This is a genomic window from Methanobrevibacter curvatus, assembly GCF_001639295.1.
Taxonomy (GTDB): Archaea; Methanobacteriota; Methanobacteria; order Methanobacteriales; family Methanobacteriaceae; genus Methanoflexus; species Methanoflexus curvatus.
Genome location: NZ_LWMV01000167.1, coordinates 1 through 21,587 on the forward strand (window position 1 = coordinate 1; position 21,587 = coordinate 21,587).

The 21,587-nt window shown below is 25.6% G+C and carries 12 protein-coding genes; 6 read left to right on the top strand and 6 right to left on the bottom strand.

Annotated features, from left to right (window positions below):
• Nucleotides 1-349: 349 nt before the first annotated feature.
• The gene (locus MBCUR_RS05200) at nucleotides 350-4,660 is read right to left on the bottom strand and encodes a right-handed parallel beta-helix repeat-containing protein (protein WP_067091137.1); all 4,311 of its coding nucleotides are present in this window, start codon (nucleotides 4,658-4,660) and stop codon (nucleotides 350-352) included.
• A 216-nt stretch (nucleotides 4,661-4,876) separates the two neighbouring features.
• On the opposite strand from MBCUR_RS05200, the gene MBCUR_RS05205 reads away from it, so the two are divergent.
• Both MBCUR_RS05205 and MBCUR_RS05210 read left to right on the top strand, forming a co-directional pair.
• Nucleotides 4,877-5,899 (top strand): adenylosuccinate synthetase, encoded by a 1,023-nt coding sequence (locus tag MBCUR_RS05205; RefSeq protein WP_067091140.1) that lies wholly within the window; start codon nucleotides 4,877-4,879, stop codon nucleotides 5,897-5,899.
• Nucleotides 5,900-6,543: 644 nt separating this feature from the next.
• Nucleotides 6,544-7,488 carry an ABC transporter substrate-binding protein gene (locus tag MBCUR_RS05210; protein ID WP_067091142.1) on the top strand — a complete coding sequence of 315 codons (945 nt, stop codon included), beginning with the start codon at nucleotides 6,544-6,546 and terminating at the stop codon, nucleotides 7,486-7,488.
• A 181-nt stretch (nucleotides 7,489-7,669) separates the two neighbouring features.
• Here MBCUR_RS05210 and MBCUR_RS05215 read toward each other — a convergent pair whose 3' ends face one another.
• Together MBCUR_RS05215 and MBCUR_RS05220 are read right to left on the bottom strand one after the other, a co-directional pair.
• Nucleotides 7,670-9,274, bottom strand: coding sequence for an ATP-binding protein (locus MBCUR_RS05215; protein WP_067091145.1), 1,605 nt, complete (start codon nucleotides 9,272-9,274; stop codon nucleotides 7,670-7,672).
• A 781-nt stretch (nucleotides 9,275-10,055) separates the two neighbouring features.
• Entirely contained in the window at nucleotides 10,056-12,122 is a 2,067-nt protein-coding gene (locus MBCUR_RS05220) for a hypothetical protein (protein WP_067091148.1), read from the bottom strand.
• 977 nt (nucleotides 12,123-13,099) lie between these two features.
• Here MBCUR_RS05220 and MBCUR_RS05225 point away from each other — a divergent pair.
• Entirely contained in the window at nucleotides 13,100-14,734 is a 1,635-nt protein-coding gene (locus MBCUR_RS05225; RefSeq protein ID WP_067091150.1) for an ATP-binding protein, read from the top strand.
• A gap of 478 nt (nucleotides 14,735-15,212) precedes the next feature.
• Here MBCUR_RS05225 and MBCUR_RS05230 read toward each other — a convergent pair whose 3' ends face one another.
• Complete coding sequence (locus MBCUR_RS05230) at nucleotides 15,213-15,467, bottom strand: hypothetical protein (protein WP_067091153.1); 255 nt, start codon at nucleotides 15,465-15,467, stop codon at nucleotides 15,213-15,215.
• A 389-nt stretch (nucleotides 15,468-15,856) separates the two neighbouring features.
• Nucleotides 15,857-17,152 (bottom strand): AAA family ATPase, encoded by a 1,296-nt coding sequence (locus MBCUR_RS05235; protein ID WP_067091155.1) that lies wholly within the window; start codon nucleotides 17,150-17,152, stop codon nucleotides 15,857-15,859.
• Between the two features lie 1,236 nt (nucleotides 17,153-18,388).
• Here MBCUR_RS05235 and MBCUR_RS05240 point away from each other — a divergent pair.
• The 3 genes from MBCUR_RS05240 (at nucleotide 18,389) to MBCUR_RS05250 (ending at nucleotide 20,861) form a co-directional block, all read left to right on the top strand.
• Nucleotides 18,389-19,132 carry an ABC transporter permease gene (locus MBCUR_RS05240; RefSeq protein ID WP_084269525.1) on the top strand — a complete coding sequence of 248 codons (744 nt, stop codon included), beginning with the start codon at nucleotides 18,389-18,391 and terminating at the stop codon, nucleotides 19,130-19,132.
• 15 nt (nucleotides 19,133-19,147) lie between these two features.
• A complete protein-coding gene (locus MBCUR_RS05245; protein WP_067091157.1) occupies nucleotides 19,148-19,888 on the top strand; it encodes an ABC transporter ATP-binding protein in 741 nt (246 codons plus the stop codon).
• Between the two features lie 250 nt (nucleotides 19,889-20,138).
• On the top strand, nucleotides 20,139-20,861 hold the full coding sequence (locus tag MBCUR_RS05250) for a tRNA-binding protein (protein ID WP_067091159.1): 723 nt from the start codon (nucleotides 20,139-20,141) through the stop codon (nucleotides 20,859-20,861).
• Here MBCUR_RS05250 and MBCUR_RS05255 read toward each other — a convergent pair whose 3' ends face one another.
• Nucleotides 20,862-21,221 (bottom strand): hypothetical protein, encoded by a 360-nt coding sequence (locus MBCUR_RS05255; RefSeq protein ID WP_067091162.1) that lies wholly within the window; start codon nucleotides 21,219-21,221, stop codon nucleotides 20,862-20,864.
• Nucleotides 21,222-21,587 lie beyond the last annotated feature (366 nt).

The following is a 21,587-nucleotide window of genomic DNA, read 5'->3' on the forward strand; positions in this document are numbered from 1 at the left end:
AAATTATATTTTAACTTTTGATTAATAATGTTTCTAGGATAATATTATAAATTTTTCTCAATTTTTTAATTTTATTAATAGTATCTAAATATTACTTTTTTTTCATTAATGTTTGTATATTTTTATAATATAAAAGTTTAAGAAACAGTAACATTCTATTTAAATTATTTAAACTCCTATTATTCTGAAGGTTATATTATGCAAAAGTAAAACTTAAAATAAGATAAAAATATAAGAATTTTAATTTAAAGAAAAAAAGATTTTAAGAGAGAATATAGCAAAATAAATTAAAAAATAATAAAAAAATGAAAAATAATAAAAATAAAGGATGAATAATTCATCCTAAGGTTTATACTTTGAATGTTTTAATATTGTTGTTGTAGTTTGATTCTACAATGGCTTTGTTGTAATTTAGCTCTATTACTCTTGTTATTTTTTTATTTGTGTATGAGTAATAGTTTATATATACAATAACAGACTTTTTAGAAGCTATTGATTTAACTGAAAAAATAGCTTTTTTCTGTGGTGAGTAAGTGACTCTCATTTTAAAATTACCAGAAGTTGCTGTTCCTTGATTTTTAAGGGTAATTTTGTATCTATTATTGCTTTTGACTACTGATAGTACTGTTAAATCTGATTTATATCTTTGATAATCAATATTTTTAAATGAGACTTTGTTGTTTGTGTAACTGCTTTCTAATGTCTTCTTATCATAGTTTATTTGAGCATACTTAGTCTTTTTACTATGGGTGGAGTATTTAAAGAATGGGATTGCTACAGTTAAAGATTTACCTGCTCCAATAGCTTTGATTGTGACTGTATTGTACTTGGAACTTGAATACCATACTTTAAGTTTAGTTTGGGCAGATGGGGATTGTCCTTGATTTTTAATGCTTATTTTGTAGTTGTTTCCTGATTTTTTAATGTTGGTTATTAACAAATCAGCTAAGCCATTGATAGTTTGATATGAAGTAGTTATAGCTTCTGTTAAGTCATTGTTGCCTTCATAATACCCTAAAACTGGGATTTTTCCAACTGGAAGATTATTAATTGAAAAACTTGCTACACCAGCTGAATTGCTTGTAGCTTTGTAGGTTTTTCCTTGGATGATTATATAAACCACTTGATTGGCTACTGGGACTCCATTGCCATTTTTAAGGCTAAGTTTTATTGTAGCTGTTTTGCTGTAGGTTGTTGGAGTGGTAGTTATTGTAATTGAAGGAGAATCTTTAATCTTTAAGATGGAAAGATTTGATGAAGCTTGGAAGTAGTTGCTAGACTCAGTTGCAGTTGCATTTAAGATATGATTACCTAATGCCTCAGTTTTAGGGATTTTGAATATTAAAATAGCTAAACCTTGAGAATTACTATTATTTTTACCTTTGTATGCTCCATCTAAGTAGAATCTAATCTCAATATTTGAAACAACATGACCATAGTTATCAAGAACTTGAACTGATATTACTGTATTTGCATCTCTTGTGGTGTTGATATTTTGAACATTTAGATTAAGATGAGCCTTAGTTACAGTGAGTGTTGAGCTTACTGTGTAGTCTGCAAAGTTGTTACCTGAAACATTAGCTATTAGTTCATAAATACCTGTATTTAATGAAGGAGAAATTTTCCAAGAAAGTGAAATTTCATTGTTGTTGCCATTAGTATTACCATTATTTCCATTATTACTATTTGGATAACTTACTCCAATGTAGTCATATTTGCCAGTATTTGGATTGTAAATATAGAATTTCACTTGAGTATTTCCAGTTGTAATGTTACCAGTTCTACTTGTTAAATTTACTCTTAAAACAACTGTTCCATTAACATTTGTAGTTGCTAGGGAGAAATTTCCACTGTAGTAATGGATGTAGTTGTCTACTACTTGATTATTTGAGTTAAGATTAACTGCATTGTTTGCTTCTTTATTATACGATTTTAAATAATTTTTAGACACATTGTTCTTTATGGTGGTAGTGGTCTCATTTACAGGAGAATCAATGGCATAGAAACCAGTAGTACTAATATTGTTATTTTCAATAAGATTATCATTGGATTTAGCAGTTAAAAATATACCTGAATTTCCAGCAGGAATTGAATCACCATGATTTAAACCATTGGAGTTATTTGAATTACTTGTTCCTATAGTTTCTATGGAGTTTTCTTTTATTATATTTCTTGATGAAGAGTATGTAGCTATTCCATAACTATAATTTCCAGTACCTTGGATCTTATTTCCAATTATTGTGTTGTCATTGGATTGGAATATTTCAATTACATAGTTTACAATGGCTGAAGTTTTAATAAAGTTATTAGTTATTTTATTTTCATTTGATATTTCTAATGTAATCCCATAAGCAAGGTCATTGACGGCTATGTATATTTCATTGTTAGAGATGGTAGTATTAAAACTTCTAAAACCAGATATAAAACCAGTTCCAAAATAAGGGCCATTTATGTTTACTATATTATTTTTATATGAGTTATTGGTTGCATTACTTGTTCCACTATTAGTTGGAGCTCCTAAAACACCTAATCCATATATGTATCTATCATTTGACTTTATCATGATCTGATTTCCATCAACGATGTTGTTGTGACTGTCGTAGTATATGTCAATTCCAGCTATTGAGTTTCCAGAGTTCTTGTATTCAGGATCATTTTTACCAAGACTTGAATTAAGATCTACAATGTTATTTGTAATATTGTTATCAGATGAGTACAAAACAAGGATACCATAGGTTTTAAATATTTCAGGAACTGCATGTGCTCCGTTAATAGAAATTTCTCCATCAATGCAGATTTCTCCATCAATACATTGCTCACTATCATAGGTATAAGATGTTCCAGTACCTGTAACCTTAAGTTTGTTGTTAATTAAACTGTTGTTATTTGAACCATATAGAAGTATTCCATAGGTCAATAGCTCACCTTTTGCTACTATGTTATTGTTTGATATGATGTTGTTATCAGAATAAAGAATGTAAATACTGTATGCAGTAACAGAATGGTTAACACTTAGGTTATTTTTTGTAATAACTGCTCCACTTGTACTGTAGACCAAAATTGGGATTTTGTTATCACTTATAATATTTAAATTCTCAACCATCACTCCTTCCGTTGTTATTGTAATGGAAGAGTTGTAGAGATAAGCTGAGCTTCCAGTTATTTTTACTTTGTTCTGTAAATAAATACTTTTGTTGTAAAAGTTTCCACTAAGATTTAGAATATCTCCATCATTGATTACATCACTTCTTAAACTACCGCTTACTTGAAAGTAGTTATAGAAGTTAGCTTCAGTAATGTTGTAAATATTTCCATCAAATCCTTTATCTGGAATTTGAACCTCTCCACCTGGAAGTAAAATAGCCCCATTAGAGATGATATTTCCAGATAGTAATGATGATTCATCACTGTCTTTAGCATTGATTGCATAAGCAGAAGATGTTCTAAGATGGTTATTGGTTATACTAATATTTTTAGGATATTTAGTAGAGGATTGTTTTTGAAGTATGATACAGGTTCCATTAACTGAACTTATATTATTGGAAGAGATTGTAAGGTTATTTGAATCACCATATACAATAATTCCAGAACCTTTTGAAGTAGTTATATTGTTTCCACTTACTTTAATATCACTTCCACTTGAAACTTGTATGCCGTATCCATCTTCAGTGATTATTGTATTATTTTCAACTGAAGAACCTCTTTGAGCATCAATACCCTTGTTAGCTGAAACTTTATTGTTTATTGTATTAAATGAAATAGTATCATAAAGACCTCCAACAATTCCAGTTTTTGCTTTATTAACCACATTATTTTTAATTGTATTGTATTGCCCTTCAGAGGATACTCCTCTATCTCCTCCATTAATATTGTTGGCTGTTACAAGGTTGTAATTTCCCATAACCTTAATTCCCCAACACCAAGAGGTATCCCCACCATAAAGTCTATTATTTGTAATGTTGTTGTAGTTAGATGGTCCATCACTTGGCATATAATCTGCAAATCCATAATTACATAAATAAATAGCATTAGATCCATTTGAAGCTATTATATTTCCACTTATTATATTGTAGTTAGAGTTACCTAAAACAATTCCAGAAGCAGCTCTTGGATCCATACCAGAACCCCCAGGGGATGAAAGTAACATTGTAATATTATTATTCCTAATTTTATTGTAATTTGAACCAACTACAGTAAAGGCATATCCACTTTCACCTGCCATTGTGAACTGTGAATTTTCAACAATGTTGTTATTAGAATTAAATATATATATTCCATAACCATGGTCATTACTGTTATCAAACTTTAACCCACTTATATTTGACTTAGAACCAGTGTTAATAATTTTTATAGTGCTATTTAAAAAAGTTCCAGTTCTATCTAAGCTAACAACATTTAAAGGTACTGAAATAATTATATTTTTATTGACTAATTTTCCTTTGATGTCTAAAGTATCTCCAGAATTAAGGGCATTTCCTTTAATATTTCCAGAGTTATCAAAGTAATTTTCGTAAGTACTTTGATTTATAATGATATTTGTACTATTTTTACTATTTGCATAGCTATTTAGATCATTTCCACTATCAGCATATACAACACCTACTGTTAGGAAAATCATTACAATGACTAAAAGTATAGCAATTCCTTTGCTTATTTTCATTTTATCTCCTATTATTAAATTATTATAAAAAAATTATTATAGATTAATATTTTTAAATTAAATATTAAATATTAAATTATTAAATATTAAATTAAAATTACAAAGCTAAATATTAGATTAAAATTATAAATTAAATATTTTTCAAATTAGGTAAGATAGTATCTTTGCTTAATTTCATTTCAAATTCTATGTTTTTTATTTCAGGAGTTAAAATAAATGACTTGTAGTATTTTAGTTGGAGGAGCTTGGGGAGATGAAGGTAAGGGAAAATGTATTACATATCTTTGTAAAGAAGATAATCCTAATATCATTGCTCGTGCTGGAGTAGGTCCTAATGCTGGACATTCTGTTGAATTTAATGGTGAAAAATATGGTTTAAGGCTTGTTCCATCTGGATTCTTTAACACTGCTGCCAGACTCTTAATTGGAGCAGGAGTTTTAGTTAATCCTGATGTATTTTTCGATGAATTAGATTATTTAGGAAAATACAATCTTGATGGAAGAACTTTAATGGACTACAGATGTTCTATGATAAATGATGAACATATAAGTCGTGATAAAGGTTCTGACCATTTGTTTAAAAAAATAGGAAGTACAGGAACTGGTTGTGGACCTGCAAACAGTGATAGAGTTTTAAGAACTGCCAAAATGGCTAAAGATTTAGAAAACCTTAAAAATTATACTACTGATGTTCCCCTTGAAGTCAACACAGCTATTGACAATGGGGAAAATGTTTTTATTGAAGGATCACAAGGTTTTGGTCTTTCTTTGTACTATGGAACATACCCTTTTGTTACTAGTAAAGACACAACTGCAAGTACTTTTGCAGCAGACGTTGGTGTAGGTCCTACTAAAATTGATGATGTTATTGTAGTCTTTAAATCATATATTAGCCGTGTTGGTGAAGGTCCATTTGAAACAGAAATCGATCAAGAAAAAGCAGGTGAATTGGGCTTAGAAGAGTTTGGTACAGTAACAGGCAGAAGAAGAAGAATTGGACTTTTTGATATGGACTTAGCTAAAGAGTCTTGTATGATTAATGGTGCCACTCAAATAGCTTTAACCTGTGTTGATAAATTATATCCTGCTTGTGAGAGAACTCAAGATTACTCATCACTTTCTGGTGAAATCAAACAGTTTGTTTCTGAAATAGAAGATGCAACAAATGTTCCTGTTACAATAATCTCTACTGGTCCAGATTTAAAAGACACTATTGACTTAAGAAAAGAGTTATTATAACCTTTTCTTTTACTTTTTATTACTTTATATTTTATTTTAATATATTTAAATTTTATATTTTAAATTTATTGATTTATATTTATTTTGTTATATTTACTTTATTTAATCTTCTATTACTTATTTTTATAACTATTCTTATATCACTTTTATTATTTATTACTTGATTTAATTTTTTATTATTTAATTCTACTAATTTATTGCTTCATTTATTCTTATTGTGTTCAAAACATTTCTCTTTTTATCGTATATTCTTTACATATATTTTTATGAGTAATAATAAAATAAATAAATATTTTTATCTTTTTTTATAAACAACTACATTAATATTTAATCAATCTATTTTTTAATCAATCTATTTTTTCAAAAAAATATCTTTATTTTAGATTCTTTTAGAAAATTATAAATAAACAATAAATCATATTTTATTCATTCATTTTGCAATTAATGAATTATTAAATATTTTAAATTTTGAATAATAAATAAATTGAAAAATGAATAAATGAATTTATAATGAATTTATAAATAAATTGAATGTTAAAAATAAATTGAATATTATAAATATAAAATAATTTTCATTTGTTTTAGAATATAATTTAAATATAAAGCAATAAAATCTATAATTATTTGATTAAATGGTGATTTAAATGGATAAAAAATATATTGCTCTAATAGCTGTTGTTGTAATAATAATCGTTGCTGCTGGAGCTTACATTGGTTTTGGCTCTTCATCTGATGATGGAACAATAAATATTGGTTATCTTCCTTCTGACCATGATGCTTCTGCTTTAATTGCTGAAGCTCAAGGAAAATATGAAAAAGAAGGATTGAAAGTTGAACTTAAGCAATTTAACAATGGTGGAGATCTAATGGCTGCTATGGCAAGTGGAGACATTGATGTTGGTTTTGTTGGAATTACTCCTGTACTTTCTTCTATTTCTAAAAATGTACCTGTTAAAGTTGTTTCCTCTGTTCAAAATGAAGGCAGTGGAATTGTTGTTCCAAATAGCTCTAATGTTAAATCTGTTTCTGATTTAAAAGGCAAACAAGTAGCAACTCCTGGAGTAAGCTCTATTCAATATATGCTATTAATGTATGCACTTAAAAATGCTGGAATTAGTATTGATGATGTAAAAGTTTCTGATATGAAAGTTGCTCAATTGGTTGATGCAATTAGAACCAATAAGTTAGATGCTATTGTTGCCTATGAACCTTATGTTACCCAACCTGTTGAAGAAGGTATTGGTGTAGAAATAGCTTCATCTCACGATATTTTACCTGGACACCCATGTTGTGTAATTGTTGCAAGAGAAGACTTTATTAAGGATCATGTTGATGCATTAAAGAAAATTTTAAATATCCATAAAGAAACTACTGATGAAATCAATGCAAACCCAGAAAAAGCAGCAGAAAGTTTACCTAAAGACTTATTTAATGTTGATGTAGAAAAAGTTGCAATGAAAAATGTTCAATTTACTTCTGGATTAGATGATTCATACAAAGACAGTGTTATGAAATTCCAAGACATTGAAGTAGAACTTGGTTTAATTAAAACTGCTTTAACAAAAGAACAAATATTTAAAGATATTTAAGATATTTGAAAATATTAAGATATTTAAAAATATTTAAGTTTTTTATTTTTTAATAGCTGTTAAAATAGCTATTAATTCTTCTTTTTTTCTTTTTAATTCTTGTTTTCATCTATAATATTATAAATATTATTCTATTCTCTCATTCTCTCAATTATTTTTACTAATCAGTAATTACAGCACATTAAATATTTAATGGCTCAACATGAGATTTAACTTCACGATCTCCAAATGCAACACCAAGTAAAACAACATTGTAATCTGTATATTGCAAATAGTATTTCTCATCCTTGATTTGGGAAACTGCTTTGTTTACCATTTTATCTAAAGATTCTGTTAAACCATATTTAATTTCAATAATAACTACAAGGTCTCTTTTTTTAAGAACTGCGTCAAGTCTACCTGTGGAAGTTAAAACTTCTCCTTCTATGAAAAATCCCATTAGTTTAAACCATGAAAGTAGCATACCATGATAAAAAGACTCAATCAAATCTCTTTTTTTAATATTGCCATATAATAAAGATGGAATACTGCTAATTAAATTATTAAATGAATTTTGTAATCCACTATTGTCCTTTTTAATAATTTCATCTAGAATTTTTTTAGACAATAAAACAACATCTTCACTATCATCGTTAGTATATTCTGTAATTATCGAAGCAAATAAAGAATCATTAACTTCTTTGTTTGGAATGGCTAATTTATATAGAGGAAGCTCACCTACAACAATATCTGCTTCTTTAATAGTTAAATAACCTGTTTGTAGCAATAATGTTGTGAAATTAAGCTTTTTCAAACGAAAATTAGGAAATGCCCCACGAATAGTTTTATTTGAATTAAATAGTGTATTTATATTGTTGTTGCTTAAATTGTTGTTATTTATATTGTTGTTATTTCTTATAAAATCTATTAAAAAAGAAGGTGTTCCACTTTCAAACCAATAGTTGTTAAATTGACCCTTGAAAAATAAGGATAATATGGAATAAGGATTATAAACTTTATTTTTCCCATCCCAAGAATAACCATTGTACCATTCTTTAATTAAAGATAATAAATCAGAGTTAGAAACATTGTTGTCCACACTAAATTTACTTATATGGTCTTTAAAATAGTATTCTAATTCTTTCTGAGTATAACCACAAATACATGGATAATCCAGTGTAATATCAGTAACATTGTTAAGACCAGAAAAAATAGATGTTTTAGAAAGTTTGGTGACACCAGTTATAAAAATAAACTGAATAAATTCCTCACTAGACTTTAAAATACCATAAAAATTGTTTAAAGTTTCTCTGTTGGCTTCTGCTAAATTATAATTTGTAATATTATCAATTATTGGTTTATCATACTCATCAATTAAAACTACAAGCTTTTTATTATATTTATTATGAATTTCTATGATTAAATTTGTAAATCTACTTTTTAAATTAGAGCCATAAAGTTCGACTGAAAAATTTCTTGCTATTCTTTCAATTAAATCATTTAAAGAGTTTTCTAGTTCATCAGAGCTAGTACCATCCACATTTAAATCTAAATGTATTACAGGATATGTTTCTTCCCAATCCCATTTGTCATAGATATATAATCCTTTAAAAAGTTTTTTATTACCCCTAAAAAGCTCTTTTAAAGTGCTGACAAAAAGTGATTTACCAAAACGACGTGGGCGTGATAGAAAAAACTTTTTACCTGGCTTATATATTTCATGGATAAATTTTGTTTTATCAACATATATGTAATCATTTTCAATTAAATTAGAAAATGTTCCAATATCCAAAGGCAGATCTTTCATAATAACCATTACTAATCGAGTTAGAAATTAAATACTGAATTAAAATTGAATATTTAATTAAAATTAAATGTTTTAAAAAATTAATTTAATTATAACTTATTATGATTTTAATGATTAATATAATTTTCCTTGATTTAAGAGAAATACAATAACTTTTAATATTTTGTTTTGCCATTGTTTTTTCAGCACAAAATTGGGCTTTTTTGTTATAAAATTGAAAAATTATTTTCAATATTATTTGTATTTCAGTTTTTGGTAGGTTTTCCTTTATTTTATCTTTAAAAAATGTGTTATTTTAGTTTTCTGGATAACTCTAATTCTTTTATTAAAACATTGAAGAAAAAAATTGCAAGATATGAGTATAGGTCACAAAATATTTTTTTAAATTTTATCTATTTTAAAGTTCTATTAAAATATTTTAAATTTATTATATCTCTGAATTTTAGTTTTAATTAATAAAATAATAAGTATTAAATTTAAATTTTAAATTTAAATAAAAATTAGATTATTAACTCAAATTTGAGCAAATCAAATTCTTCTTGAAAAATAATCGTGTCTCATCCTCGTATATAAAAAAATTTATTAAAAAAATAAAAAAAATTAAAATATAAAAAAACAACTATCCCTTATTTTTTCTTTGTAAATGTGACTTTTATAGTAGTAGATTTACCTACTCCTAAATTCTTAACACCAAGAGTTAAAGTATTACGAGCTTTATTATAGTTATAGTAAGCATTTCTAGGCACAACTGTTTTAATATACTTGAGAGAAGAAGAAATCTTTAAAGGTATAGATAGAGAACCTTTAGCAGTGCTTTATTTTTTATTGTAAATGTTCTTACTATCTTACGACCAGAAGATGAATCTTTAAAAGAATAGGTAATTTTAGGTTTTTTAACTATATATGTATATGTAGATATATCAGAATTACCCTCATAATGTGTTGCATAAAAGCTGATTTTAGAGGTTTTAGTAATTGTTATAGGTGTTGTATACTTTTTATAATTTCCATTTCCTATTTTATAGTATATTGTTCCCTTACTTGCAGTTAAAACAACTTTAATATCCTTTTTATATGTCCCAGTCTTGTAGTTGGCAGTAACTTTAGCTTTAACATTAGCAGTATTATTAATAACATAATCATTATTAATAAATCGACATTCTTTTTGAGTGAAATTGTTAGTAGAATAAATAGCTTTTCCTCTTTGCACACATTTATTGTCTGTAAAATCAGAACTTCTAATGTTCAAGCGACCACTATTGTATATTGCTCCACCATAATTATCTGCTTTATTCTTATTAAAAGTGCAATCAACTACATTAAAATTACCAATATTATAAATAGCCCCTCCATAACCATAATTATAATACCTACTCCCATTAACAAAAGCCTGATTATTAGTAAAAATGGAGTTACTTACACTAAAATTGCCACCATTCATATTAATGATAGCACCACCGTTATTATTTTTTTTAGAATTATTAGTAAAATTAGAACTGTTAACATTAAAATTGCCATAATTCTCAACACTAGAATTAATAGTAAAAATAGAACCACTAACACTAAAATTACCACCATTAATAATTCTAGCCAGAGTAAAAGTAGAACCACTAACACTAAAATTACCAGCATATCCATTAAGGATAGCAGCATTAGTAAAAATAGAACCACTAACACTAAAATTACCACCATTATTAACTTCAGCGCCATTAGTAAAAATAGAGCCACTAACACTAAAATTACCACCATTATTATAAACTCCAGTACTATTAGTAAAAGTAGAACCACTAGCACTAAAATTACCACCATTATTAATTCTAGCCAGAGTAAAAGTAGAACCACTAACACTGAAACTGCCACCAGAAGTAATATGCGAACTATTAAAAGTAGAACCATTTACAATAAAATTACCATGATTAATAATATATGAATTAGTTAATTCCATAGTAGAACTAAATTCCTTAGTAGAAATATTATATTTAGTAATAGAAATAAAACCACTTAGAATAGAGCCACCACTTAGACTAAAACTACCATTATTATAAATATTAGTGCAATCTGTTACAACAGTATGGGTCCCAGTAAAAATAGAGTCACTTATACTAAAACAACCAATATTATAAATAACACCATGACGATTTGTAGAAGGAGAATTATTAATAAAATTAGAAGCATTTACACTCATATTCCCCATATTAGAAATAGCACCACCACTACCAGAGAATAAATGAGAATAATATCCATTATTAATGAAAGTAGAACCAATTACACTAAAATTACCATCATTATAAATAGCACCACCACTATTTGCAGAATTATTAATAAAAATAGAACCACTCACACTAAAACTACCACCATTATAAACAGCACCACCACTACCAGAGAATAAAAGTACTGTCATAGTAGCCCATCGCAAACAAGAATTATTAATAAAAATAGAATCACTAACAATAAGGTTACCATTATTAGAAATAGCACCACCACCACTACCATTACCATTTTTGAAAGTTAAGTTCACTAATGTAACATTAACTCCTGAAGATATAGTGAAAAATCTATTTTCTTTTTGAGCATCAAGGATAACTTTATCTTTAGATTGTCCTACAATTTTTAAATTGTGGTTAATTGTTATTCCACTGTTGTTCTTACCATAGTAAATACCATTTTTAAGTATTATTGTATCTTCACTGCTTGAGTTGTCAATAGCTGTTTTTAAACCACCAGTAGTAGTATTGTCTATTGTTGTAGTTGTTGCATTGGCTGGAGATATTGCACTTATTGCTAAAATAGCTATTATTCCTATTAAAAGGCAAATTAAGACTTTTTCTTTATATTTAATTATTAACATTTAAATCATTCCTAAGTTTATTTTAAAGAAGAATATAAGATTATTAGTTTTTCCAAAACTCAACTACACATATTAAAATAATTAAATGATATGTGTAATTTTGTAAAAATGAGTTATAGGTATTTATTTCATATATAAATCAACATATATAAGTTTAATCAAAAAATAAAACCATTAGAAAACATGTGAAAAATAAAAAAAATGAATCACCCCCCCCCCCAGATATAAAAACTTGAAAAATACTTAAAATAAAGAGTAAAGTAAAATTAACTGAAAAAGAATAAAATACTTGACGATAAGATAAAATTGTTAAGAATATTAAAAAAAAATTATGTCTAAAAATTATTACAAATGGTGTGTGTGATTTATGGTGATTTTACCTTCTAAAGTTTTCAAAACTCAATAAAAATTCGCCATATGAATATTTATTGAAAATTTTGAGAATTAAATATTTTAAAATTAATAAGTGTATTTCTTTTAAAATAAAATGTTTTATTTTCTAATAGCTTTTGATCAAACTTTTTCTAAAAGTTTGTTCTAAAGTTTATTTTGAAAACTTGTTTCAAGCATTTAAACTCTCAATAGCTTATAATAACTTAAAATCTAAAAAAAAGAACTACCAAAGTTTTTTGACACATCTTTGAAATTTTAAATAAAAAAAAATAAATACAATAAACAACAAATTATTAAATATTTATTAATAAACAACATAATAATAAAATAATAATAATAATAATAATAATAAAATAATAATAATAAAATAATAAAATAATAACAGTAATAATAATGAAAAAAAATTTACAAATTTAGCTTTTTAGATTCTATTATTAACAATAAATAATATTTATCAAATTAAAGTACTAAAAATACTTAATATAGTATTTCTGTAAAAATGCATTCAAAAAATCTAAGAAAATATTTTGAAATAGAATGTTAATAAAAATATAAATGATATATAATTAAAAGAGGATTATAAAATGGAAACAAACAACATTGGACGATTGTCTTTTGATGTAAGTGTTTTTGAGGATTTAATAAATCAAAACAAGATTTATGTTGATAAAACTAAATTTATAAAACAAATGATGGATGAAAAAGGAACATACTATTTTTTATCACGACCAAGAAGATTTGGAAAGACATTATTCCTATCAACATTAAAAAACTTCTTTAAAGGAAATAAAAAATTATTTGAAAGTCTCTACATCTATGACAAATGGGATTGGAATGAAAACTACCCTGTAATACATTTAGACATGAGCAAACTAGTAAGTGAAAATAGAGAGCTGTTAGAACTAACGCTTGCAGATTATATTAATAAATTTGCCAAAGAATATAATATAAAATTAAATGAAAAATTACCTGTGCCTTCTAATTTTTCCAACTTAATCGAAGAAATACATGAAATTACAAACAAAAGAGTTGTAGTTTTAATTGATGAGTATGATGCACCAATACTTGATAATATAAACAATGCTGAAATAGCTGATGATAATCGTAGATTTCTACAAAATTTCTACAATGTATTAAAAAACAGTGAAAAACATCTTAGATTTGTATTTATAACTGGAATAACCAAGTTTGCAAAGACTTCAATATTTTCTAAATTAAATAACCTATTAGAAATCACACTGGATCCAAAATACTCAACTATCTGCGGTATAACCCATAAAGAATTAGAATTCTACTATAAAGACCAAATACAAGCATTGTCTAGAGAATTAGCTATTTCTTACAAAGAAGCTTTAGATAGAATTAATTTTTATTACGATGGTTACAGTTGGGATGGAGAAAGCAAAGTTTTTAATCCTTTCTCTACAATTACAGCATTTAAACAAAATAGAGTCTCTAGCTATTGGTTTAGAAGTGGAACACCAAGTTTTTTAACTGAAATTTTTAAAAACAGAAAAACTTCCATTGACTTTTTTAAACCAATTCTTATTAAAGAAACAGAATTAGATTCAATAAATCCAAAAAAAATCAATGAAACTGCTTTACTCTTCCAATCAGGATATTTAACCATATCTGAAACACTGATTAAAAACAAATCAATTCATTATATTCTTAAAATACCAAATTTTGAAGTTGAAACTGCATTTAAAGATAATCTTATGGATTTATACATTGACAAAATTGAATACAGGATTAAAAAATTCCAAGAAGATATTTGGAAAGATTTAATAGAGAATAATTGTGAAAATCTATCTAAAAAATTCAGGGCATACATAGGAGGACTACCATATTACATTAGACTCAGTAAGGACAATACAGAAAAATGGAAATTTTATTCTCTTATTTTTACAACCTGGGCAAGAACTCTTGGATTTGAAATCTCACAAGAGACCCCAATGGAAGATGGAAGAATTGATTTTGTGCTTGAAAACTTTGAAAAAGAGATAACAATGATTGTAGAAATGAAATACACAGAAGACCAAAATAAAAAGATAGAAACCTTAATCAAAGAAGGATTTAAACAAATTGAAAGGAAAAAATGCTGGTGGGCATACGACAATGAAGTTAAATTAATGACAATCGCACTAAAAGATGAATATATAGACAATGGCTTTATTACTCATGTTAAATGTAAAATAAAAGAAGTGCCTATTGACTAAATATTTAAGTATTTTTTTATTCGTTTATATGTGTTGTAAATTTACTTAGGTTTTACATTCTAAAATTTTTAAAACAATCACGATAAAAATTTTAAGCTTATCAGAGCTTTTTACTTGATTAAAAACATTTAACAGGAATAATTTGAAAAATAAAGATAATACAACTATTTTTAGCATGACATGATGTCATTTAATATTGTTTAACTTATTTCTTAGTTAATTCCTGTTGAAATTGTTTAAAATCGATAAGTTTAACTACTTTGGAAAGTGAATTCCAATATGGATCATTTAAATCGGAATTTAGTGGAATATTCATTGTAATCACCAAATAATAATATATTTCATCATATTTAAATATTTAAACTTAATTGACCCTTAATTTAAACTTATAAAATTATATAACCGTATTTTTAAACATAATGATATAAATTTATCCCAAAATTAAATTCTCATAAATTAAATAAATGGAATAGTACTATTAATTTAATTTTTCAGAAACTATGATTTTAAATGTCTCTGGAGAAATAACTTTTGCATTTTCAAAAGGGTATTTTTCTAATCGATTCATATCAACTAAATCTTGTGAAATCATATTAAATACATTAGAATTGTTAGGTGAAAAAGAGTCTTTAATCACACAATAATAATATTTAGTACAATTATATAGGAAAGATTTCATCTGATCTGATTCATCATTGAGTAAATTTTCTTTTTCGCAATAATCATCTATCATATGAGGTAGTATGCAGTATACAGTTTCAAAAGATTTAATTTTAAGTTCTTGTTGAAAAATTTTAATTTTTTCTTCGTATCTTTCTCCATCATATTTTATGTGTTTAAATTCAACGAAAATTAACTTTAACTTGTTTTTAGAATAAAAATAAAAAATACCATCTACACTACTATGTTGGCAATGCGAACTATTTTTTCCCTTTAATTTTTTATGAACTTTTTTGCTAAATTTATCTCCAGAATATAATTTAACTTTAGAATTAACAACCGATCTAGGATTGGTTTCTTTAGACTTCGAAAGGGTAGTTATTTCTTTATAAATCTTTTTATTATTATGATATGATTTTATGAACTTTTTAAAAAGGTCTTGATTAATAATAATCCCCCTAATTACATGTGTTTAGATAAATTTTTGCCACGAAATTCATTAAGGATATTATAAGGATTTCCTAAATTCTTATATATTGTACTAATCTCTTGGCGTTCAACATTATTAAAAACATATTTATTAACATTTTCATCAAGAGTTGATAAATAAAAATTAGTTTCATCTGCTATTCCATAATATTCAGAAAATACTTCAATAGCTTCAATAAATTGAGGACTATGTGAATTAATATAAAAGTGAATCTTTTTATCTCTAGCTAATAAAACGATAATCTTTGCAATCTCTAACTGCCATTCAGGGTGTAAATGAACTTCTGGTTCATCTAATATTAGGAAACTATTAGTGTCTATTTTACTATTTAACAATGTTTTTAGAATTCCTATGGTTTTAATCCCTGATGCAGTATTTCTGATTAGATATTCTCCGTCTGATGTTTTGTAGGTAATTTGTTTTGATATTTTGTTAATATCAAATCCACCATCTATCATTTTATCAATTAATTCCATATGTTCACCTGGGCTAAGTAATTTTGTTTGCATTGCATCAAATTCTTGATGATCAATAGTAGAATATAATCGATTTAATAAAGACTTTTGATGGTACAACCAATTTTGGTTTGTATTATATTTTTTAAGTCCTACAGCTCTTTTATTTTCCAAATCAAAAATGTATGGTGTTTCAATATAAAATACATCATTAATTGAAAATTTTTCTTTATGAAATGTAATGGATGATTCTTCAAAAGGAAAATTAACAGAAAAGTCTAAGCTATTGTCATTAGTAGATAAATTAAGCTTTGAGTGATAATTTCTAAAACTTGTATTGTCTTCAAATTCTAAAGAAATCATCTGTTTAAATATTTCAGATCTTCTTTTTGCTGGACTCTTTTTTAGCTCAAAATATTTTTCAGAAGATTTTATCAAATTTTCAAAATTTTCAGACTTAATTTCTTCACTATTAACTTCTAATAATTTTTTAAAAATGCTCTTAGAACTTTCCTCATCATCTATTTCAATTTTATCAAATGTTTTTCTTAAGATATCCTGTAATTCAGAATACTGTTTATTTTCATCAAATCTCCAAAGATGTGATCGAATGTTACGATAATAGTCAGTTAAATTATCATTATAAAAATTAATTCCCTCTGGAGAAATAGAAATTAAAAATGAATATAAAATTTTACTAGCAGTACTTTTACCACTTCCATTGATACCTGCAATGACATTTATCTTGCTTAAATTCATATTAAGCTTATGTATAGGTCCAAAATCTTCAATTTTAAAAAGCAAATCATTCATTTTATAACAATCCTAAATAAAGTATGTTTTAAAGTTAACTCATACTTTAATATATTACTTCATTATATAAATAATTTTCAAAATGTTCAAATTTATCTCAATCTTTTTTAATGTTTTAAGTTCCGAAATATGAAAAGAACCCACCTTAATTTTTAGCAATGTTGTAAAAGTTGTTTAATGTACTTTAATATATTAATATTTTATTTATGAGCATCTACAATAACACATTTAATATTTTCTTTGCCTAAATTTTATAATAGATTTTATCCTCTTCCAACAGCTATTATCGTTACATTTAAACTTTTTTCTGCATAAATATACTCATCACCAATTAAACATTTTTATATTCTATAGAACCACTTAAACAATTATTTTAAAACATCCACTTCTTGCTGATGTCCAAAGATTTTATTCAATTGAATTTTCTTAATAGATTTTTAACTTTTTTTGAATTTTATTTAGTGCATATAGCAGTTAATAATCATTATTTTTAAACTTTACGATTTAAATTATAAATAAAAAGTTATATTGAAATTTAATTCATTTTTCATCTAAGTATTTAAAATAATGCTAAATAATGTTAAAGTAATATTAAAATAATGTTAAATACCCTATCAAAAATGTGCATCTTAAATTTTGAATAATTCTTCATTCTTTTACTAAAAAATTGAAGATGTCTCATGATTAAAAATTTTAGAGATTTGAGGAAATCAACTCTTTTTAAAAAAGAATTAAATACTTCATAGTTACTAGTTTCATTGTATTCTGTAAAGCTATTTTTTGATAATTTTATAATTTAAATTTTACTTAATATTAAATCTTTAAATCTGAATTAAACTAAATTATGACTTTAGTAAAAACAATCATGAGACATCTTTAATTATATAAAAAAAATGAAAAACTAAAAAATAAAAAAAATAAAACACTTATTTAATGACCATATTAAAAAAAAGATATTTATAAAATAAAAGTTATATATTGTATCATAATGTAACTATGCTTTTTTTGTTAAAAATATTTAAAATTTTAAATTTGTTAAATTTGTTAAATTTATTAAATTTATTAAATTTTTAAAACTAATTTAAACAAGTATTTGATTCAGTATTTAATTTAGTATTTAAGTTAATGGTGCTTTATTTAAGTTTAAATAAAAATTTAGAGTAATTATACATGATTAAAAATTTTCATATTCAAATCGAAATAATAATTTCTATTAAAAAATCTTTTTGTGGTTAAATGAAAATTAAAAATAAATTTCTTCCACTAATCATTCCCATAATCATAATTGTGGTTTGGATAATTGGAACAAGCATTTTAAAATTAGTTCCAACTTTTGTGGTTCCAGATCCCCTAACTGTCTTTGACTCTGGTGAAGAATTGATTTTCTCTGGTAGATTACTAAGGGATACAATAGATACTTTATTTAAAGTTCTTTTAGGTCTTTTAACTGCATCTATAGTAGCTATTCCTCTTGGAATTCTTTTGGGCTCATCATCTAGACTTGAAGAAATGAGTAAAATAATTGTAGGTGTTTTAAGGCCTATTCCTCCTGTGGCGTGGATTCCATTTTCTATTTTATGGTTTGGAATAGGAACAGCTCCAGCCATTTTCATAATTTTTATGGGGTCAGTTTTCCCAATACTTATTTACACATTAGACGGAGTAAAAAGAACAGATAAAGTTTTAATTGAAGCAGGAGAAACTTTAGGTGCAAATAGGTTTCAAATATTAACAAGAATTATTTTCCCTGCAGCCATTCCTACCATTGTATCTGGTCTTAAGGTGGCTGTTGGTATTGGTTTAATGTGTACAGTATCTGCTGAAATGATTGCATCAGACAGTGGACTTGGTCATTTAATTATAAATGCAAGTAATCTCTTTGATACAGGTGCAACAGTTATTGGAATGGTTACAATTGGAATTATTGGATTAATGTTTGATTTTATTTTTAGAAAAATTGAGGGAAAAGTATTTTGGTAAGGATTGGTGAGAGTTTTGTCAATAGAAATTAAAAATATCTACAAATCATTTAAAACTCATGACAAAGAGATAACTGCTCTTTCAAATATCAACTTAAATATAGAAACTGGAGATTTTATCTGTATCCTTGGTCCATCAGGCTGTGGAAAGACCACCCTTTTAAGATTAGTAGGAGGTCTTGAAATTCCAGATAAAGGAGAAATTTATGAAGATGGAAGCATTATAACTGGACCTTCAAGAGAAAGAGGATTTATATTTCAACAATATTCATTATTTCCATGGCTAAATGTCTTAGACAATGTAATGTTTGGTTTAGAAATAGGTGGTTCAGCAAAAGAAAAAAATATATACCGAGCAAAGACATATTTAAAAGCTGTTGGTTTAGAAGATACAGAAAATCTCTATCCTCACGAACTTTCTGGAGGAATGAAACAAAGAGTAGCTATTGTAAGATCTTTAGTAAATAAATCTAAACGATTATTGATGGATGAACCATTTTCAGCCATAGACATGCAAAACAGACATAAACTGCAAGAGGAGCTAATTAGAATTTGGAAAAAGTCAAACAACACAATCCTATTTGTAACACATGATGTTGATGAAGCAGTGTTTTTAGCTGACCATATTATTTTAATGGGTAAAAATCCAGGTTATATAAAAAAAATTTATAAGAACACTCTCGAAAGACCAAGAAAAAGAGAAAGTGAAGAATTCCTAAAAGTTCAAGAGAAAATAATAGAAATCCTTGATGAATAGGAGACTTTTGAATTTAAAATAAAATAAATCATTAGAGTTAAATTTATGAAAAAATATTGATATGTAAAAAATAGAAAAAATAAAATATTTAATAACTAATAATTAAAAAAAAAAAAAAAAAAAAAAAAAAAAAAATGATTAGTAAGTAAAAATATAAAATATTAATGATTAATAATTAAAAAAATAAATAATAATTAAAAAATATCAATACGAAAAAAATAAACAATGAATAATTAAAAAAGGTTATAAAATGTGGGATTCTAATAAAGATTATAGATTATTAATTGCTCAAAAATCAAAGGATTTATTTGAAAGAACTATTGAAAGTGGTAGTTTTAGAGGACGTTGGAATAAAAAAATGGCTCGAGAAATAGCTAGAAACTTAAATACTGATTTTCAAACTCTTTTATATTCATATATGGAACCAAAAGACATGGCAAATTCAAAAGATGTTGAAGAGATAATATCTAAAGCTCATGAATTAATAAGATACCTTGGTGGAGAGGACTGGTATCATATCTTTTTAAGAGAAGCTAAAAAAGAAGATAAGGAAAAAACAGAAGAATCCGTTGCTAAAGTAAAGTTCTTCCTTAGAACACTTTTAGGATTAAAAGATAGATTGGCTCATGGACCTATAAATGACCCTATAATAGGAATAGATATTATTGTGGGAGAAGTTATGAGTACAACTAAACATCCTAATGCTGATAATCTTTTAATTACAAATATAAATATTAATAATCAAGCCATAAAAGTTGTGACCAATGATTTAGATGTAAAAGAAGGAAATCGTGTTGGGATATCAATGCTTCCACCAGTAAGTTTTCAAGGAATTGTAAGTGAAGGAATGTTCCTTGGTTCAGGTGAAGGAATTTTAAAAGATGTTCAAGGCGAACTTGGTCAAATTCCAAAAGGTTTCCCAATTGAATCATTAAATGAAACACGAAATTTAATTGAAAGCTTTTTAAAATAGTTAACTCATTCTTAAGTTTTCACTGCAAATTCTATTTAGTTGAACTTCAATGGCTTCTTCTTCAGTTTTTCCATTAGCCATTAAGATTTTTCTTTCTTTTTCCAGTTTTTTTCCAATAAAGTCCATTTCATCTTCAACTTCTTTTTTGGAAAAATTAAAGTCCTTGTTTCTATTGTTTGAAATTTTTTCTTCATTGTAGAATATTTTAATGCTTTTAATTAAAAATTTTTCATAAACTTCATCATTTTCTATTTTTTTATTTAACTTAATTAAAATTTCTCTAAATTCTTTTTTAAAAAGTGTTTCTTCAGTAATTTTGAATTTTTGATTGTTAAATATAATTTCCTTTTTGTTTGACATTAAAGCCCACCTGAAATAATTTTTCTTAAAAAACTGTTTTTAAAATGTTTTTATAGAACTAAATTTATTTAAATGTGGTTAAAAGAAGTATTAAATGAAATATTAAATAATAAATAAAATAATAAATAACTATTCAAATAATAATTCATAAAAAGCAATAGGAAGAGGTATTTTAGAATAGATAAGATGAAAATTAAAAAATATATTCCTCTTTCCTATTGTAATCTTGACTATTTGAATCAAACTATATAAATAAATCTTATTTTTGAAAAAAAAATTTATAAAAATATAAAAAAAGAAATAAAGATATAAAAAAATATATCTTATGTTTTTTTTAAAAAAATTAGAAAAATATACTTGATATAT

What these genes read in the sequence shown, in the direction of transcription:
- MBCUR_RS05215 (WP_067091145.1), bottom strand. Translation starts at nt 9,274, where the DNA reads ATGAAAGATCTGCCTTTGGATATTGGAACATTTTCTAATTTAATTGAA.
- MBCUR_RS05205 (WP_067091140.1), top strand. Translation starts at nt 4,877, where the DNA reads ATGACTTGTAGTATTTTAGTTGGAGGAGCTTGGGGAGATGAAGGTAAG.
- MBCUR_RS05225 (WP_067091150.1), top strand. Translation starts at nt 13,100, where the DNA reads ATGGAAACAAACAACATTGGACGATTGTCTTTTGATGTAAGTGTTTTT.
- MBCUR_RS05230 (WP_067091153.1), bottom strand. Translation starts at nt 15,467, where the DNA reads ATGATAGATGATTATTGCGAAAAAGAAAATTTACTCAATGATGAATCA.
- MBCUR_RS05210 (WP_067091142.1), top strand. Translation starts at nt 6,544, where the DNA reads ATGGATAAAAAATATATTGCTCTAATAGCTGTTGTTGTAATAATAATC.
- MBCUR_RS05235 (WP_067091155.1), bottom strand. Translation starts at nt 17,152, where the DNA reads ATGAATGATTTGCTTTTTAAAATTGAAGATTTTGGACCTATACATAAG.
- MBCUR_RS05220 (WP_067091148.1), bottom strand. Translation starts at nt 12,122, where the DNA reads ATGTTAATAATTAAATATAAAGAAAAAGTCTTAATTTGCCTTTTAATA.
- MBCUR_RS05255 (WP_067091162.1), bottom strand. Translation starts at nt 21,221, where the DNA reads ATGTCAAACAAAAAGGAAATTATATTTAACAATCAAAAATTCAAAATT.
- MBCUR_RS05250 (WP_067091159.1), top strand. Translation starts at nt 20,139, where the DNA reads ATGTGGGATTCTAATAAAGATTATAGATTATTAATTGCTCAAAAATCA.
- MBCUR_RS05240 (WP_084269525.1), top strand. Translation starts at nt 18,389, where the DNA reads ATGAAAATTAAAAATAAATTTCTTCCACTAATCATTCCCATAATCATA.
- MBCUR_RS05200 (WP_067091137.1), bottom strand. Translation starts at nt 4,660, where the DNA reads ATGAAAATAAGCAAAGGAATTGCTATACTTTTAGTCATTGTAATGATT.